Source organism: Hominimerdicola alba 8, from assembly GCF_000178155.2.
Classification (GTDB): domain Bacteria; phylum Bacillota; class Clostridia; order Oscillospirales; family Ruminococcaceae; genus Hominimerdicola; species Hominimerdicola alba_C.
The window spans coordinates 1-16,310 of sequence record NZ_ADKM02000092.1; the positions used below are offsets into that span (position 1 = coordinate 1).

17 protein-coding genes and 1 pseudogene are annotated in these 16,310 nt (G+C 45.0%); 11 read left to right on the plus strand and 7 right to left on the minus strand.

Annotated features, from left to right (window positions below; translation table 11 throughout):
• From CUS_RS11135 to CUS_RS11150, 4 genes and pseudogenes are all read right to left on the minus strand, one after another.
• Positions 1 to 268: pseudogene (locus CUS_RS11135) on the minus strand (tyrosine-type recombinase/integrase); the annotation flags it as partial.
• Positions 269 to 383: 115 nt separating this feature from the next.
• A complete protein-coding gene (locus CUS_RS11140; protein ID WP_002850763.1) occupies positions 384 to 1,238 on the minus strand; it encodes a MetQ/NlpA family ABC transporter substrate-binding protein in 855 nt (284 codons plus the stop codon).
• A 71-nt stretch (positions 1,239 to 1,309) separates the two neighbouring features.
• On the minus strand, positions 1,310 to 2,020 hold the full coding sequence (locus CUS_RS11145) for a methionine ABC transporter permease (RefSeq protein WP_002850764.1): 711 nt from the start codon (positions 2,018 to 2,020) through the stop codon (positions 1,310 to 1,312).
• Positions 2,017 to 2,805, minus strand: a complete 789-nt coding sequence (locus tag CUS_RS11150) for a methionine ABC transporter ATP-binding protein (protein ID WP_002850797.1) — start codon at positions 2,803 to 2,805, stop codon at positions 2,017 to 2,019. The genes CUS_RS11145 and CUS_RS11150 overlap by 4 nt, the downstream gene beginning before the upstream one ends.
• A gap of 454 nt (positions 2,806 to 3,259) precedes the next feature.
• On the opposite strand from CUS_RS11150, the gene CUS_RS11155 reads away from it, so the two are divergent.
• The 4 genes from CUS_RS11155 to CUS_RS11170 all read left to right on the plus strand — a co-directional run bounded on the left by CUS_RS11155 (position 3,260) and on the right by CUS_RS11170 (position 7,386).
• Positions 3,260 to 4,588, plus strand: coding sequence for an MATE family efflux transporter (locus CUS_RS11155; RefSeq protein WP_002850792.1), 1,329 nt, complete (start codon positions 3,260 to 3,262; stop codon positions 4,586 to 4,588).
• A complete protein-coding gene (locus tag CUS_RS19240; RefSeq protein ID WP_080559555.1) occupies positions 4,578 to 5,081 on the plus strand; it encodes a GNAT family N-acetyltransferase in 504 nt (167 codons plus the stop codon). Before CUS_RS11155 ends, CUS_RS19240 begins: the two co-directional genes overlap by 11 nt.
• A 512-nt stretch (positions 5,082 to 5,593) precedes the next feature.
• Complete coding sequence (locus CUS_RS20420; RefSeq protein WP_002850780.1) at positions 5,594 to 6,025, plus strand: IS66 family transposase; 432 nt, start codon at positions 5,594 to 5,596, stop codon at positions 6,023 to 6,025.
• Between the two features lie 449 nt (positions 6,026 to 6,474).
• Complete coding sequence (locus tag CUS_RS11170; RefSeq protein WP_002850759.1) at positions 6,475 to 7,386, plus strand: hypothetical protein; 912 nt, start codon at positions 6,475 to 6,477, stop codon at positions 7,384 to 7,386.
• A 195-nt stretch (positions 7,387 to 7,581) separates the two neighbouring features.
• On the opposite strand, the gene CUS_RS11175 is transcribed toward CUS_RS11170, so the two are convergent.
• The 3 genes from CUS_RS11175 to CUS_RS11185 are packed head-to-tail and all read right to left on the minus strand — an operon-like array spanning position 7,582 to position 11,318.
• Entirely contained in the window at positions 7,582 to 9,333 is a 1,752-nt protein-coding gene (locus CUS_RS11175; RefSeq protein WP_002850778.1) for a Na/Pi cotransporter family protein, read from the minus strand.
• Positions 9,334 to 9,343: 10 nt separating this feature from the next.
• On the minus strand, positions 9,344 to 10,648 hold the full coding sequence (locus CUS_RS11180) for a sensor histidine kinase (protein ID WP_002850755.1): 1,305 nt from the start codon (positions 10,646 to 10,648) through the stop codon (positions 9,344 to 9,346).
• 1 nt (position 10,649) lies between these two features.
• Positions 10,650 to 11,318 carry a response regulator gene (locus CUS_RS11185; RefSeq protein ID WP_002850771.1) on the minus strand — a complete coding sequence of 223 codons (669 nt, stop codon included), beginning with the start codon at positions 11,316 to 11,318 and terminating at the stop codon, positions 10,650 to 10,652.
• A 183-nt stretch (positions 11,319 to 11,501) separates the two neighbouring features.
• Here CUS_RS11185 and CUS_RS11190 point away from each other — a divergent pair, with 183 nt between their 5' ends.
• From CUS_RS11190 to CUS_RS11220, 7 genes are all read left to right on the plus strand, one after another.
• Complete coding sequence (locus tag CUS_RS11190) at positions 11,502 to 11,906, plus strand: hypothetical protein (protein WP_002850793.1); 405 nt, start codon at positions 11,502 to 11,504, stop codon at positions 11,904 to 11,906.
• A gap of 32 nt (positions 11,907 to 11,938) precedes the next feature.
• Entirely contained in the window at positions 11,939 to 12,088 is a 150-nt protein-coding gene (locus CUS_RS19845; RefSeq protein WP_002850788.1) for a hypothetical protein, read from the plus strand.
• Between the two features lie 485 nt (positions 12,089 to 12,573).
• On the plus strand, positions 12,574 to 13,233 hold the full coding sequence (locus CUS_RS11200; protein ID WP_002850767.1) for a response regulator transcription factor: 660 nt from the start codon (positions 12,574 to 12,576) through the stop codon (positions 13,231 to 13,233).
• Between the two features lie 115 nt (positions 13,234 to 13,348).
• The gene (locus CUS_RS11205; protein ID WP_002850753.1) at positions 13,349 to 13,723 is read left to right on the plus strand and encodes a hypothetical protein; all 375 of its coding nucleotides are present in this window, start codon (positions 13,349 to 13,351) and stop codon (positions 13,721 to 13,723) included.
• 32 nt (positions 13,724 to 13,755) lie between these two features.
• On the plus strand, positions 13,756 to 14,667 hold the full coding sequence (locus CUS_RS11210) for an ABC transporter ATP-binding protein (RefSeq protein WP_037277151.1): 912 nt from the start codon (positions 13,756 to 13,758) through the stop codon (positions 14,665 to 14,667).
• A complete protein-coding gene (locus CUS_RS11215; protein ID WP_002850766.1) occupies positions 14,664 to 15,470 on the plus strand; it encodes an ABC transporter permease subunit in 807 nt (268 codons plus the stop codon). Before CUS_RS11210 ends, CUS_RS11215 begins: the two co-directional genes overlap by 4 nt.
• A gap of 10 nt (positions 15,471 to 15,480) precedes the next feature.
• Positions 15,481 to 16,227: a hypothetical protein gene (locus CUS_RS11220; protein ID WP_002850761.1), complete on the plus strand. Its 747-nt coding sequence runs from the start codon at positions 15,481 to 15,483 to the stop codon at positions 16,225 to 16,227.
• The last annotated feature ends 83 nt before the right edge of the window (positions 16,228 to 16,310 follow it).

Genomic DNA, 16,310 nt, shown 5'->3' on the forward strand with positions numbered 1-16,310 from the left:
ATGCTTTGTCATCATTTTTACTGAAATCCAGCGCATTTGTGATAGCATCGCAGTTTCTTGCCCGAGCCTCCTGGAAAATATGGGAATACAAGTTCAAAATTGTTCCTGAGTTGCAATGTCCTAACGCTCCCGATACCGTCACCACATCAAGCCCCGACGAGATCAAAGCAGAAGCTGCGAAGTATCTGAAACTGTGAATACCATAGAAAGGCATATCGTTCTTCTCGCAGAACTCTTTCAGCCAGCCGTAAGGGGTCTGATTGTTCATGGGTTCACCGTTCAACTTGACAAACAACATTGGAAATTGCTATAAATTTTGCAGAAAAAAGGGGCTGCATATAAAGACAGCCCCAAAGAAGGTATATTATTATGGCATTGTTCTGTTAGCCTGAGATCTTAGTCACGGGTATCACTGCACCGTTATACTTTTCAATTATAAACTTTGCAGTATCCTCCGATTGCAGCAGCTCGACCAGTGCCTTTAGTCCCGGATCGTCTGCTTTTTCGGGGGTTGTCACAATGATGTTGGCGTAGGGTGAATCCTCGCCTTCACGGAACAGATACTTTGTTGCGTCAAGGCCTGCTTCTATGACTTTATTGGTGTTGTTTATATAAACATCAAACTCTGTTCTGTGAGAATTTATCTGTATACTGTCAAGCTCGGTTATCTCGATAGGTTTTATGTACTCTTCAATGTCATCCACACTTGCACGGATAGTTTCCGTTTCACCCAGCTTGATCCAGCCCTGCTGTTCGAGTATGCGTAAAGCTCTGTACTCGTTTGTCGCATCGTTCGGGATCACAATAGTTGCACCGTCGGGTACTTCGTCAGCAGAGGTATACTTTTCTGAGTAGGCACCTATGGGCTCTACATGGATATCACCGATATTCACAAGTTTGCCGTTGTTGATCTCGTTCCACTCGTCAAGGGCGGGCTGGTGCTGCATGAAATTGAAATCTACCTCACCATTCTGTGTTTTCTCATTCCATGTTGCATCTGCACCGGTGCTGACGATCTTTACTGTGTAACCTTTCTCATTGAGTTTGGGTTCAACATACTCTATAAGTTCACTATGAGGTGTAAGGTCTGCCAATGCTCTGATAACGGTAAGCTCCTTACCGTCAACCAGTTCCTTTACCTTCTCGCCGTTAGAGCTATCGGTCTTACCGCAGCTTGCAAATACCGATGCTGCAAGAGTTGCAGCTACTGCTGTTGCTAAAATTCTCTTTACTTTCATGATACTTTTCCTCCTAAAATGTTTTTAATGTTTACTTTCCTCAATATGTAACGGTCTGTGCCGTCATCAACTTAAACAAGATGTCTTTTTCTGAGTATCAGACCAGAGATCAGATCACCGAATACCTGTGCGATCTCAACCATTATTATAAGCACAAGTACCGATGCTATCAGCATATCGTGATAGAACCTATTGAAGCCGAATCTTACCGCTATATCTCCTATGCCGCCTGCACCAAAGCTGCCTGCAAGTGCTGTCATGGAAATTATACCGATAAGTGCTACCGTAAAACCTCTGATAATAGAGGGTATCGCTTCGGGCAGCATAACTCGGAAAACGATAGTTGCCGAGCTTGATCCCATAGCTTTGGCTGCTTCTATCTTTCCCTTTGGTATCTCAACGAATGCACCCTGTACAAGTCTGGCATACATTGGTATGCAAGATGCCGCAAGGGCTATGATACAGGCATTTACACCATAACTCTGACCCAGCAGCATTCGTGCCAGCGGAAGTGTGATGATTATCATTATCATCTGCGGCAGTGAACGCAGACAGTTGACGATAGTTCCTGCTGTTTCGTTAAGTACGGGTATGGGTCTTACGCCTTCCTTTGATATTATAGAAAGCCCTATGCCTAGAAGTACCCCCAGCACGAGAGTTATAAGTGCACTGAGTGCCACCATATAAAGTGTGTCCCACACTGCCGGCCACAGAGTATCCCATACCTCACTGCTGAAAGCGTGCTTTACTACCTCCCAGAAAGGATATTTACTAAGACTCATATTCCACCACCTCCTGTAAATGTATTTTCCTGACTGAATTCTTTGTATACTTCAAGAAATATCTTCCCCGTATTGCTTTTGGGATCAAGGAAAATATCCCTCGTATTACCTTTTTCGGTTATGACTCCGTTTTCCAGAACAGCTATCTTTTTGCATATTCGCTTTGCTGCTTCAAGCTCGTGTGTTATCATTATTATAGTCACTCCAAGTTCATCGTTTATATGTTCCAGAAGGTCTAATATCGAAAGTGTTGAAACCGGATCAAGTGCGCTGGTGGCTTCATCGGAGAGCAGAACGTCGGGATCGTTGGCAAGTGCTCTTGCTATTCCCACACGCTGTTTTTGTCCGCCCGACAAAGACCCGGGATAAGCATTCTTTTTATCTGAAAGTCCCACAAGCTCCAGCAGCTTATCTACCTTTGCAGTGATCTGTTTTTTTGAAGTTCCCACCAGCTTCAGCGAATAGGCAATGTTCTGTGATACTGTCATGGAGTCAAAAAGATTGAACTGTTGGAATATCATGCCTATCTTTTGGCGACGCAGTGTCAGCTGCTTCTTGTTGAGAGCGGTTATCTCGGTATCGCCTATCCAGACCTTACCGCTGTCGGGCTCTTCCAAACGGTTTATGCACCGTACCAATGTAGACTTGCCCGCACCTGAAAAACCAACGACTCCGTATATTTCACCTTTGTTTATCTCAAGATCGATCCCTGAAAGAACGTGATTTACTTCTCCTTTGTTGTGAAAGGATTTATGCAGATCCTTTATTCTTATATATGCACTCATTTTTCTCCTCCTTATAGAAATACGCCATTGATATTGCTTATGCGATAGCTATGATTTATAGCTGCATATAAGAAATATTTATTGCAGATGCTTTCTTTTATTGAACATATTTATATCACCGAAAACGCAAATTGTCAATCAATATCTCAGATAACGTTATCTCAAAGGTAAATCTCTCTGCGCAGATAGGGTGAAATGTGAAAAATAAATGTTAACATTTTTTTGATCTATAATGTAAGTCGGTAATAATTTTCTGTTGATCTATGAACAAATAATTATATATCCCGAAATCATGACATCGTCATCGTACCGAATGAGCGGTTATATTTATATTAAAATTGAAAAGACTAAATTTTCTTAAAAGCGTAAATGATGACATCGTTGTCTTCTTCTTGACATAGCAGCTGTTTTGTGATATTTTATTTACTATATATTTTTGAACAGAGGTGAGAAGATGGGCAGTTTTGATAATAACAGGGCAAGAGAAGTTATTGCATTGAGTGTGCCTGCGATACTGAGTCAGCTTTCAACGGTGGTCATGCAGTATATCGATACAGCAATGGTGGGCAGTCTGGGCGCAAATGCCACTGCATCTGTCGGATTGATAAACAGCACTATATATCTGACAAACGGATTTTGCACAGCAGCAGCAACAGGCGGCTCGGTACTGACGGCTTACGCTGTTGGTGCCGGAGAACTGAGAAAAGCAAAACTCAACTATCGGCAATCTCTCATCTGCATTACGGTGTTTGCTGTTTTGCTGGGGATATTTTGTGCAGAGATCAGCGGGCGGCTTCCGGTCTGGCTGGCAGGTGATGAGGCTATCATAAAGGATTCTTCGGCATACTTTTTTGTATATTCTCTGTCACTTCCTTTTGTGGCTCTGAATACCATGGCTTCGTCGGCACTTCAATGCAGCGGCAACACGAAGATAGCAGGCGCAGTGAATCTTATCATGTGTGTTCTCGATGTTTTGTTCAACAGGCTGTTTATTTTCGAGCCATTCGGATTGGGGGTGGCAGGTGCGGCAATAGGAACGGCACTTTCGCAGTTTACTGCCGCTGTTATCCTGCTGATATACTCCTGTTTGTTTTTTGATAAGCTAAGACTAAAAGATATTCACGGCAGACTTATAGATATGTCTGTTTTCAAAAAAGCACTTAAAATATCACTTCCTGTCGCTTTTGAGGAATTCGTCATGTGCGGAACGTTCATCATTACCACACGCATACTTGCGCCTTATGGTGCATTGCAGACAGCGGTATATTCGTTGGTGGTGACGGCTGAGAGCATATGCTATATGCCCGGTTTCGGCATGGGGATAGCAGCGACCTCGCTGGTGGGCAGAAGTCTTGGCAGCGGCAGCCGTGAGCTTACCAAAACATATTCCGCACTTACCATTAGGATAGGTACTGCGATCATGAGCATCATGGCTGTAGTGATGTTCATTGCCGCACCTGCCATAGCCGGTATGCTTACGGCAGACAGAGAAGCTGCAAGGCTCACTGTGACGTGTCTGAGGATACAGATGCTCTGTGAACCGCTATTTGCGGTGCAGCTGGTGACATCGGGGATATTTCGTGGTGCAGGTGACACATTGGTTTCGGGAATCATCAACGCTGTGAGTATGTGGGGAGTCCGCCTGCTCCTCATAGTTTTACTGGTGAAAAGATACATGACAGTAGGTGTGTGGATAGCGGTTAGTGCCGAACTTTGTGTGAGAGGAACTGTGTTTTTTATTTATTATAAAAGTTATAGGTGGCTGAATAAATATAAATTATGACTATCCCTTTAGCACAAGGGCTGAAAATGCGGTAAACAAAAGGATAAGGAACACTCTGAAAAAATATCCGTATATCGTAATTGAAAAAGATGATCGTATAATAGGATACGCATATGCAGGGACGTTCATAAACAGAGCAGCTTATGACTATTCGGCTGATGTCAGCATATATGTAGACAATGACGATCACGGACACGGCGCAGGCAGGCTGCTGTATGAAAGCATAGGATCGGCACTAAAAGATATGAATATCACAAACCTCTATACCTGCATCGGTGTACCGGCGGAACGTGAAGATGAATACCTGACCTTTAACAGCATGAATTTCCACAAACACATGGGATACGATCTGGTCGGACGTTTCAAAAAATGCGGCTACAAATTTAACAGATGGTATGATATGGTGTGGATGGAAAAGATCATCGGACAGCATATATCAGATCCTCCATCAGTCCGAAAATACGGTCAGATCATGGCGGCGATCGACCGTTAAGATAGTCATGTAGATCGAACAGCAAAAAGCCAAGCGTACAAATATCTTCGATGCGCTTGGCTGTGCCTATATCATATACCTGCAAGATCATCAAAGGGACATGAAGAATTTTGGTGTGATTTTGTCCGCTGATATGATCTGCACATCGGTGAAAAACGAATAAGTACAAGGGTATGCCGAATGTTTTTTGTCCGCTATTTGTCCGCTAAGGTCGCAAAAACTTAGCGAAAAACATGATAAACTGACTTTTGTGTATTGTTCTGAAACGCTGTATTTTCGGGCGCTTCTGCATATCTCGACAAGCCACGAAAAGTGCGCCGAGATTTTCAAGTCCCGTTTGTCGCACCAAAACTGGACCGGTAATTGATACAAGGTGTCGATTACCGGTCCGTTTCATTTTATTCCGAAAAACCTTGTAAACCGTACTCGCCCCAAAAGCCCCACCCTACCCAACGAACTCCAAATAGACTAAACTAGTAATAACTAAAGAAGTCTAACCGGAGTTGATTAGAATGAATGAGATAACGAAGATCAAAAACGAAGTTAAGCTGAAACAATGGGCTGAAAAGATAGCACCGACAGTTCTTCCTAAAACGCAGCTTGGAAAGGCATTTGAGTATGCTTTCAAGAAACGGGAATTTCTCGGAAACTACTTCAAAGACGGTGACTGTGCGATCTCGAACAATGCCGCTGAAAATGCGATAAGACCTTTCACCGTCGGGCGTAAAAACTGGCTGTTCAGCGACACGCCTAAAGGTGCGAGAGCAAGTGCTGATATCTACAGTATCGTTGAAACTGCTAAGGCAAACAGACTTGATGTTTTCAAATATTTTGAGTTGCTGCTGACAGTTCTGCCCAGCATGGAGTTTTTTATCAATCCCGATATACTTGAAGAGCTTCTGTCTTGGAACGAATCTGTGCAGAAAATTTGTAAAGCAATATGAGTGATCCCCGGGCTACTGCTCGGGGATCTGTGTTTTTGTGGGTGGGTTGTTGGGCGGGGACGATGAAAATGTTATTCGGGTATTGTTATGGGTAAAAGTTCGGATTTTGTATTGCTTTTCAGTTTTTTGTATGCTATAATAAAAATATTTATAGCTTGAAAGTATGATTAAAATGCGGCTGACAATAAATGATTTGATAGGTGTTACTGATGACAGCGCTGTCAAAAAAAAGAAGATGATACCTGATGAAGTCGGTGGTGATCATATCGACATTAAAAAATAATTTTATCATAAAATGAGGTGTAAAAATGCAGGAGTTACCGAAAATAGCTTATATCCGGAGCCTGTTTTCTCTGTCGCCCATACTCAGCGGTACATTCGGTGTTCCTGCAAAGGTCGTGTTCGACCTGCCCTGACATTTCGATCATCATTCAAAGGTGTGATAACATATGGAAAACACTAAAAAAAATATAGCTTATTTTCATCTGCCGGGACTGTTTGAGTTCTATGACCTGTACAGCGTGTTTCTGCCGCTGTACCGTGAGCATCGGGAATATTTCTATGATCGGTTTGAGATAGCATCTGTCTATGGTGCTCCCGCAGACTGTATCTGGGGCGGCGGACGTGTCGGATACGGTGAATGTAAAGCGGAAGACGTACTCGCACTTATGAATGAGTACGGCATTTCTTCAAGGCTCACTTTCAGCAATTCGCTTTTAAGACCCGAACATCTGACCGACAGGAAATGCAATGCGCTGTGTGAACTTTTCGCCGCAAGCAAAGGCGTACAGAACGGTGTGATTATCCACTCGGATCTTCTGCTTGAACATATCAAAAAAAATTACCCCGACCTTTATTTCGTTTCATCGACTACAAAGGTGCAGACTGATTTTGATGAGTTTTTAAGCGAAACAGAACGGAGTGAGTTTAAATATGTTGTTCCAGATTTCAGGCTCAATAAGCAGTACGATAAACTTGCTGTGCTCCCGCAGGCAATGAAAGACAAGGTCGAATTTCTGTGCAATGAATGCTGTTCATTTTACTGTAAAGACAGAAAAGCGTGCTACGAAAATGTCAGCCGAAAAAATCTGGGAGAAAGCTGTGAAGATCACATCTGTAAAGCACCCGATGCTAAGGACGGATACCGTTTTTCGAGGGCGATGAAAAATCCCGCATTTATCAGCACAGATGACATCATGAACACATATCTGCCACTCGGTTTTTCTAATTTCAAAATAGAAGGAAGAGGACTGGGAAGTGCTGTCAATCTCGAATTTCTGCTTTATTATCTCACAAAGCCCGAATATCGGCTCACTGTCCGTGAAGAGATCTATCTCGACAGTATGCTGGATCTTTTCTGAAAAAAGTGCATTTTTCTCTTGACAAAGACTAATGTATCATCTTTTTAGACATGGACTGACATGCTATAGTAAACAGTGCAGATGCGTTGTCTTTAAGTTATTCTTGATTTTCAGATAAGTCAAAAAACTCTTATTGCAAAAACATTAGTCCTGATCCGCAGAGATAAACAGAAATGCCGATCTGTATTGGTTTCTTTAAGCAGAAAGCCTGTATTTTTCACGATACGAATTGTAAGTGCCTATGAATTGCTCGGAACGCTGTGCTTTCAGTTCGTTGAGGTATACATGGCTTCTCATGCTCGACTTTGCTATCTGGATAATGGACACTGCGATATTTGAGCAATGGTCGGATACTCTCTCGCAGTTTATCAGCAGGTCGGACAGATAAACGCCCAGTTCAGGACTGCACTCGCCCTTTCGGAGTCTGGCGATATGCTTATCCCTGATGGTTTGGGTGAGGTCATCAATGACCTCTTCCAGCGGTTCGACATTGACCGCGATATCTGTATCATTATCGGTGAACGCCTTTATGGTAATGCCCGATATCTCTGTCAGTGCGGCAAAAAGTGTTGAGAAATCCGCCTTCGCGCTGTCAGAAAAACTCCGGCTGTTACGCTCCATTTCCTGCGCTATCTCTATCATGTTGATAGCGTGGTCACTGATACGCTCAAAGTCGCTTATCGTGTGCAGAAGTTCGGTGACAGTGCGGCTGTCCTCGTCCGTCAGGCTGACTGCGGATAATTCCAGCAGGAACGTGGAAAGCTGATCTTCCATTTCATCAAGAAGCTGTTCTTTTTCTTCTACCTTGACCACAGCCTTGTCAGAATAATCAAATATTGCCCTAAGCGCTTCATGAAGTGCTTCCTTTGCTCCCTGTGCCATTTCCACCGTCTTTTCTCTGCACTGTGAAACAGCAAGGGGCGGTGTGGCGATAAGACGTTTATCGAGAAGAACAGATTCTTCGGCTTCTTTGGAATCGGGTATCAGCTTTTTTGCCAGCTTTACAAGCTGTGAGGAGAACGGCAGGAGTATCAGTGTTGTTACGATATTGAAAATGGAGTGTACAGCGGCGATCTCCACCGCACCGATGGACTTGTCCACAAAGCTGAAATGAACGACCGCATTCAGCCCATAAAACGCGGCAAGACAAACTACCGTACCGATGATATTGAATAACATATGCACAACAGTCACACGATTTGCGTTCTTGTTGACACCGATAGAGGACAGCAGTGCCGTCACGCAGGTGCCGATATTCTGACCCATGATTATAGGGATAGCCATTCTGTAAGATATCGTGCCTGTCAGCGAAAGTGCCTGCAAGATGCCCACAGATGCCGCTGAAGACTGTATAACGCCCGTAAATACAGCACCGAAAAGAACGCTGAGAAGCGGATTTTTGAAAGCCACAAGAAGTTTGCTGAAGCCTTCCATTTCTGCAAGGGGCGAAACTGCATTCTTCATCAGTTCCATGCCGTACATCAGCACCGCAAAGCCTACCATGATCGTGCCGATGTCCTGACGCTTTTTCTTTTTGCTCATCATTATCATGATGATGCCGATCAGGGCAACGATGGGGGCAAAGTTTTCGGGTTTCAGCATTGAGATAAGTATGTTGTCGCTCTTAATGCCTGCGGTACTTAACAGCCACGCAGTCAGCGTAGTGCCGACATTTGAGCCCATGATAACGCCGACCGTCTGTTCAAGCTGCATGATGCCTGAATTGACAAGTCCGACCAGCATTACTGTCATGGCTGATGAAGACTGCACAGCTATGGTGATGCCTGCACCGAGTGCGAGGCTCTTGAACGGATTTGAAGTCATTTTTTTCAGGGTCGATTCCAGCTTGCCGCCTGCTATCTTCTCCAGACTTTGCGACATAACGTGCATGCCGAACAGGAAGAACGCAAGTCCTCCGCATAAAGTGCATATTGAAAAAATGTTCATTTTACTCTCCTTATCTGAATGTAACTGTGATGCTTGTTCCTACGCCGACTGTGCTTTCCACATCTATCTCAGCACCGTGATGCTCTGCGATATGTTTGACTATAGAAAGCCCCAGTCCTGTGCCGCCCTTTGCGCGGCTCCTGCTTTTGTCGATGCGGTAAAATCGCTCAAATATTCGTGGGATACTCTCCTGCGGTATACCGATGCCCGTGTCGGTAACAGTCAGCTTTTTATCAGCTGTCTTTATTTCGATATTGCCGTTCTCACGGTTATATTTGATCGCATTATCCACAAGGTTATAGACCAGTTCGGTGATCTCCGTCCTGCTGCCTGTGATGTTCGCACTTTTTCCGCTGACCGTCATTCTGATACCGCGTTTTTCTGCATGCTGTGACAGACGTTCCTTGCAGTCCTCTGCAACAGCTTTAATGTCTACCTTGTCGTCAAGGGGCGTTTCACCGATGCTGTCAAGTTCGGAAAGCCGCAGTATATCTCCGATGAGTGCAAGCATACGGTCAGATTCTTTTCTGATCTTTCCTGCAAACTTCACGCTGTCAGCGCCTTTCGCCATTCCCGATTCAATAAGCTCCGCATAGCCCGAAATGGAGGTCAGCGGTGTTTTCAGTTCGTGAGAAACATTTGCCGTGAACTCCTGCCGCATTTCGCTCTGTGAATTTCTGGCACTGCGTATCTCCTCGACCAGCGGTATGACTTCGGGGTAGATATCGGTGTCGGTGACAGGTATGTTCTTTTCGAGCATCTCAGGTATCCTTTTTAGTGGTGCTATCAGCTTTTCGGTCAGCTTTACCGATGCGATGAGCGACACTATTATGATACCGATTATGACAAATATTATTATCAGCAGAGAACGTTCAAACAGTGCTAATATTGAATCTGTCTGTATCGAAACGCGCAGTATGCTGTCATCATCAAGCTGTATCGCGTAGTAGTGGTCTTCCGTACCCAGTGTATCGGAAAGACGGGTGTCGCTGCCCGTACCTTTTTCAGCGGCAGACCTTATCTCAGGTCTGTCAAGATGATTTGTCATTGTAAGGTGGTCTGCATCGCTCTCATACAGCACATTACCGTCCTTGTCTATCAGCGTTATGCGGAAATCCTCTCCCGAAAACTTTTCAAGTTCGTCAGGTGAAGAAAGCATATCATAGCTTTCAGCCACCAGCCTGCATTCGTGTACAAGGTTCTTCTCCACCTCACGGCGGAAAAATCCGTAATATGCAAAAGTTGTTGCCACGATACCCACTATCGCTGTTATGATGCCCATATAAAACAGGCTGAGCACTATCTTCCTTTCCATGTCAATCGTCCCTGTCCAGTTTGTAGCCGACATTGCGGATAGTCTTGATATATTTGCCATACTCGCCCAGCTTGCTTCTCAGGGTACGGATATGCACATCAAGGGTTCGCCCTGTGCTTTCCTGTCCCCATATTTTATCAAGGATATCATCACGCCTGAGCACTATCTTTGGGGAACTCAAAAACATTTTCAGAAGTTCGTATTCTTTAAATGTAAGTTCCACAGGCTTACCGTCAGCGCTGACTGTTCTTGTATCTTCCGACATAGTTATGCCGTCGAAACATATCATATCATCATTTTTATCCCGAACACCTCTCAGCCTTGCCTTTACACGGCTGACCATCTCCATTACGCTGAACGGCTTGCACATATAGTCATCAGCCCCCATGTCAAGCCCTTTTACGCGGTCAAGTTCGGTCGTCTTGGCGGATATTATGATAATGGGTATCTTTGCGGTCGCGGGGTCATCACGCAATTTTTTTAGCAGCGTAAGTCCGTCATCGCCCGGCAGCATAATGTCAAGCAAAATCAGGTCGGGAACAGCTTTTGTTATCGCCTGACAGAACTCTTTGGAGTCTGCAAAGCACTCGGTATCATAGCCGCTGTTTTTCATTGCAAACGCTTCAAGCTCACGGATATTATCATCATCTTCAACAATATATATCAGCATATTATCATCACACTCCTGATACTATAATTATAACAGGTCAATGTTAATTTGAACAGTACCGAAAGGTTAAGCCCATGTTAAGTGCGCTTAAATACGTTTTGTTGATTGACTTTTCTGAACTTGTCTGATATAATCAGTTATAGGAATCATCGTTCAGATTATAAGAGAAGGGGGCGAACTGTGATGGAGCGTAAACTTGTACAGCGAATGATCTCCCTGATGTTCGCCGTTACCTTTTTGGGTTTGCTGTTTTCAGGCGGCATCAGTGAATATGATAACAGACTTTGCAAGGCTTCTTCCGACACTGCGATCACGGTCAGAGAAGTTACAAGGCTTGCTCAGGGTGTGTGTTCAGAAGAACTGCTTCCTTCAAACAATGCAAAGATCACACATTCGGATACTATAAGACCGCAGAACAGGCTTAAATACTTCGACAAATGGTTCAAGGTCGGCTGTATCCTTTTCATTGCAGCGGAAGTTCTGTATCTTTTGCTGTTTCAGGCTTTAAGGCAGATATGGTGCCTTGAAAAATATATCATCAGATACATACACGATCAGGACGGATATAAAAACAGACCTTCGTTATAATTTTCTAATTTAGATATAACGGAGGAAATAAGATGTTCAATATAATAATTGTGACAATAAGTGCTTTGATACCTATAGGACTTATCGTATTCTATTATTTTATCACCCGCAGTACGGAAAAGCCTGTAAGACGTGATGAAAACATAAGCAACGATGACAATACCGATAAGCAGAAACATTAAGCGCTAAAAAACAACCGCATTCCCGTAAACTAAGGAATGCGGTTGTTTTTGAATATGATATAGCAGACTTGTATAAAGCCGCTGTTTTTGTGGTGTGTCAGCGTGATAACACATTATGAATTATGAATTAAACAAATGTATCGCAGTCATCATGCCCGAAATAGTTGACCCATCGGACTATGAACTTGTAAAAGGCGCGCATATACAGGCTAAAAAACCGGGTCTTGAACAGGTATATTCAATTCGCAAAAAGAATTACAGCAGGACGATTATATCCATGCGCCGGAAGACGGCGTCTGGTGCCGCATAGCATCTGTGGGCGATGCTGACGGGGGAAGTTTTTTGTGTGGAATATGTTTCTGCCGCAAGCAGGGAAGGATACAGCTATCTGTGCCGACCTCACCCGATGACATAAAACTTTACTTTTTGCGGATAATGTGGTATACTTTTTCTTGTGCTGACATTTACAGACAGGAGGAACGTTCATGCAGGAAATTCTGGTCATCGATGACGATATATATATAGGTGATATGCTGGAGGAAGCGCTGAATAAGGAGGGCTACGGGGTGCTGCGGGCTTATTCGGGCACTGAGGCTTTGCTGGTGGTAGAACGGAAAAAGCCTGACCTGATACTGCTTGACCTTATGCTTCCGGGTCTTAGCGGAGAAGAACTTCTGCCAAAAATAAAGGACATACCTGTGATAGTGGTGAGCGCGAAAGCTGATGTTGCCGACAAGGTGGGTCTGCTTATGGCGGGTGCTTGTGACTATGTGACAAAGCCGTTCAATATTGCTGAACTTACTGCGAGGATAGCCGTACAGCTGAGAATGGCACAGTCAAAGGGTGATGCAGCTGCACTGACATTCGGTGACCTGACGCTGCACTGCGATACGCTGACAGCTGCGATAAACGGTGAAGAGGTCAGGCTGACGAGGACTGAGTGTGCGATACTGAAACTGCTCATGCAAAATCCGAACACCCCTGTGGGCAGAACGACTATACTCGATAAGATAAGCATAGATACCCCCGACTGCACCGAGAGGTCGTTAAAACAGCATATAAGCAATATGCGCAAAAAGCTGGAAGCTGTGAACGGTCACGATTATATCGAAGCGGTGTACGGCATCGGGTTCAAGATGCGCTGATGATATCTTGACCAAATCTTGACTTTTTCTTTGCCGCAATCTTGACTATTGTGTGTTATACTGATATCAGAAAAAGGGGAACAGCCCCTCAGTAAACAACACGGAGGTAATTACAATGGCAAACATCATATCGGAAAAAGGTTTCACTTATCTGCTGACAAAAGCGGTATCGGCAGTCATGTCAGCGGCAGCGGCGGCAGGATTTTTAATGGCGGGGGAATATGACGGCAGACTTGCTGTGCCCGCACTGCTGGTATTCATAGCATCTATGAGTAAGGATATGCTGAGTGAAAGGCATCAGAAAATAGTGTGCCGCCTGACAGCAGTTGCGGCGGTGATGACGGCGCTGATGGTGACAGCAGGTGTGGGGCTTTGGATATTCAATGCAAGATATCCGGCGGCAGTGACGTTCACTGCGATGGCAGTTATGGCATCTGCGGAAGCTGTGTTCTTTGCATCGGAGAACATGAAAAACAGAAAAAATATGTGAAGAACAAAGTGAAAAAGAAAGAGGAAACAAAGATGGAATACGTACTCAGGACAACAGAACTAAGAAAAAAATATAAAGGCTTCACCGCCCTTGACGGGCTGACCATGAATATCCCGAAAGGCGCGATATACGGCTTTGTCGGCAGGAACGGCGCAGGCAAGACCACGCTTATACGCCTTATTACAGGTCTGCAAAGACCGACTGAGGGCGGGTTTGAGATATTCGGCATAAAAAATACCGACAGGGATATTGTAAAGTCAAGAAGGCGAATGGGTGCTGTGGTGGAAACTCCTGCCATATACCTTGACCTGACAGCAAGGGAAAATCTCAGACAGCAGTACAGGATACTCGGTCTGCCAAATACTGACGGCATAGACGAACTGCTGGAACTGGTGGGGCTTGCCGATACAGGCAGAAAAAAAGCGAAGAACTTCTCGCTGGGCATGAAGCAAAGACTGGGCATAGCCATAGCGCTGTGCGGCGACCCCGACCTTGTGGTACTGGACGAGCCGATAAACGGTCTTGACCCGCAGGGCATAATCGAGATACGCGAACTGATACTGAAACTCAACCGCGAGAGAAACATGACCATACTCATATCCAGCCATATCCTCGATGAACTGGCAAAGCTGGCGACACACTACGGCTTCATCGACAGCGGCAGGATAGTGCGCGAGATGAGCGCTGAGGAACTTGAGTCGGCTTGCAGGAAATGCGTTAGAATGACAGTGACAGATACAGGCATACTCTCCCGCGTGCTGGACGAAATGGGCATCGACTACAAGATACTTGATGACAAAACCGCAGATGTCTTTGCAAAGCTGAATTTCTCGCAGACAGCAGGCAAACTCAGCGAACAGGGCTGTGAGGTCGTTTCGATGACCGAAAAGGACGAGAGCCTTGAAAGTTTCTATATATCTCTGGTGGGAGGTGAGGAGCAGTGACGAGTCTGATAGTTATGGGGCTAAGCAGAATGTTCAGGTCGCCGGTATTTAAAATAGGCATGTGCGTGATGGTGCTGTACCCGCTGTTCATAGTGCTTGTTTCGTTAAAGGACAGGACTCCCGACTCAGCCCCCCTCAACGGAGTGTATAATTCGGGGCTGGTATTTATAGGGCTTCTGATAGGCGCTTTCGTGTCGGTGCTGATAGGTCAGGACTACATTGAAAAGACCATAAACAACAAGATAATGGCAGGTCATTCAAGGGCGGCGATATATCTTTCGGACTTCATCGTTACATTCATCGGCGCAGTCATCATGCAGATGTGCTGTGCGGTGTCCGCATCAGCGGCGGCGATACCTCTTTTCGGCATGTACACCACGCCCCTCAGCGAGATACTGCGCACACAGCCGATAGTGCTGTGCGTTATAGCTGTGTATACTGCGCTGGCGCTTTTCGTGACTACGATAGTCAATTCAAAATCCTACGCGGTGGCGGCTTCTATGTTTCTGACGATGGCAGTGTTCGCGGCAGGCATGATGTCCTATCAGGTGATAACGGAAGATAAGGCTGAAAAGGCACTTGCGGAAGAACAGGGCAAAAATATTGAAATGACAGAAGAAGATACTCTCGCGATGAAGATATTCGGTGTGATATACGATGCCGACCCGCAGAGTCAGGTGTGTGTCCTGTCAGAGGACAGATATCCCGAAAACGGAACAAAAATGATAGTTACAGATATAGCGGCGATAGCAGTCATAACATCGGCAGGTCTGCTCAATTTCTGCCGCAAGGACATAAAGTGAGGAAAGTGCGATGACAGATCTTTTCGGTTCATACTGTGCAAGGATGTTCAGGCATAAATTATATATATTCGGTCTGGCGGCGGCATTTATCATAACATATTTTATCTCGGCAAACGGTGCTGAGATACTGCCGCTCCACAATATCAATAACGATCTTGAATGTGCAAAGCTGGCAAGTCTTGGCATACCTGCATTCTTCTCGCTGTTCACGGCGGTATTTCTCGGTGCTGAATATTTCGGCGGTGCTATACGCAATAAGCTGATATGCGGCAGGACAAGGCGGGAGATATACTTTGCATCTTTCGGTGCTGTGGCGCTGGGCATGCTCATAATGATCGCAGTGTGGGCAGCGGCGGCACTGCTGGGGGCACATGTCCTTCCCGACGGCAGTGAGATAGCTTCGTGCATCGTTAGAACAGTTTTCTATGATATTGCGAACCTTTCTGTTCTGGTGCTTGTCAGCATGAATATTGAAAAGGAAGTCCTTTCAGCCGCTGTTGCGATAATGTCATTTCAGGCATCGTTCATGGCAGTTATATTGATGCAGGCGATCATGGGCATGACGGGCGACGGCATCGGCGCGGTGCTGAGGGCTTTGATAAATGTTATCCCTTATGGTCAGTGGCTTTCGATGTCGCTGATCGGTGATACGAGTATAGCATTCACCGCCCCTGTACAGATAGTCATATCGGCGGTATCGGCAGTCATCATCACTGCCGCAGGTCTGCATCTGATGGAGAAAAAGGATATTAGATAATGTGGTTATCCCGCTGACACACCAAAATAAACTATGTTATATCGGGAACTGAATATAGTTGGCGTTTATCTTTCCTTGTTTTA

What these genes read in the sequence shown, in the direction of transcription:
- CUS_RS11140 (WP_002850763.1), bottom strand. Translation starts at nt 1,238, where the DNA reads ATGAAAGTAAAGAGAATTTTAGCAACAGCAGTAGCTGCAACTCTTGCA.
- CUS_RS11145 (WP_002850764.1), bottom strand. Translation starts at nt 2,020, where the DNA reads ATGAGTCTTAGTAAATATCCTTTCTGGGAGGTAGTAAAGCACGCTTTC.
- CUS_RS11150 (WP_002850797.1), bottom strand. Translation starts at nt 2,805, where the DNA reads ATGAGTGCATATATAAGAATAAAGGATCTGCATAAATCCTTTCACAAC.
- CUS_RS11155 (WP_002850792.1), top strand. Translation starts at nt 3,260, where the DNA reads ATGGGCAGTTTTGATAATAACAGGGCAAGAGAAGTTATTGCATTGAGT.
- CUS_RS20420 (WP_002850780.1), top strand. Translation starts at nt 5,594, where the DNA reads ATGAATGAGATAACGAAGATCAAAAACGAAGTTAAGCTGAAACAATGG.
- CUS_RS11170 (WP_002850759.1), top strand. Translation starts at nt 6,475, where the DNA reads ATGGAAAACACTAAAAAAAATATAGCTTATTTTCATCTGCCGGGACTG.
- CUS_RS11175 (WP_002850778.1), bottom strand. Translation starts at nt 9,333, where the DNA reads ATGAACATTTTTTCAATATGCACTTTATGCGGAGGACTTGCGTTCTTC.
- CUS_RS11180 (WP_002850755.1), bottom strand. Translation starts at nt 10,648, where the DNA reads ATGGAAAGGAAGATAGTGCTCAGCCTGTTTTATATGGGCATCATAACA.
- CUS_RS11185 (WP_002850771.1), bottom strand. Translation starts at nt 11,318, where the DNA reads ATGCTGATATATATTGTTGAAGATGATGATAATATCCGTGAGCTTGAA.
- CUS_RS11190 (WP_002850793.1), top strand. Translation starts at nt 11,502, where the DNA reads ATGGAGCGTAAACTTGTACAGCGAATGATCTCCCTGATGTTCGCCGTT.
- CUS_RS19845 (WP_002850788.1), top strand. Translation starts at nt 11,939, where the DNA reads ATGTTCAATATAATAATTGTGACAATAAGTGCTTTGATACCTATAGGA.
- CUS_RS11200 (WP_002850767.1), top strand. Translation starts at nt 12,574, where the DNA reads ATGCAGGAAATTCTGGTCATCGATGACGATATATATATAGGTGATATG.
- CUS_RS11205 (WP_002850753.1), top strand. Translation starts at nt 13,349, where the DNA reads ATGGCAAACATCATATCGGAAAAAGGTTTCACTTATCTGCTGACAAAA.
- CUS_RS11210 (WP_037277151.1), top strand. Translation starts at nt 13,756, where the DNA reads ATGGAATACGTACTCAGGACAACAGAACTAAGAAAAAAATATAAAGGC.
- CUS_RS11220 (WP_002850761.1), top strand. Translation starts at nt 15,481, where the DNA reads ATGACAGATCTTTTCGGTTCATACTGTGCAAGGATGTTCAGGCATAAA.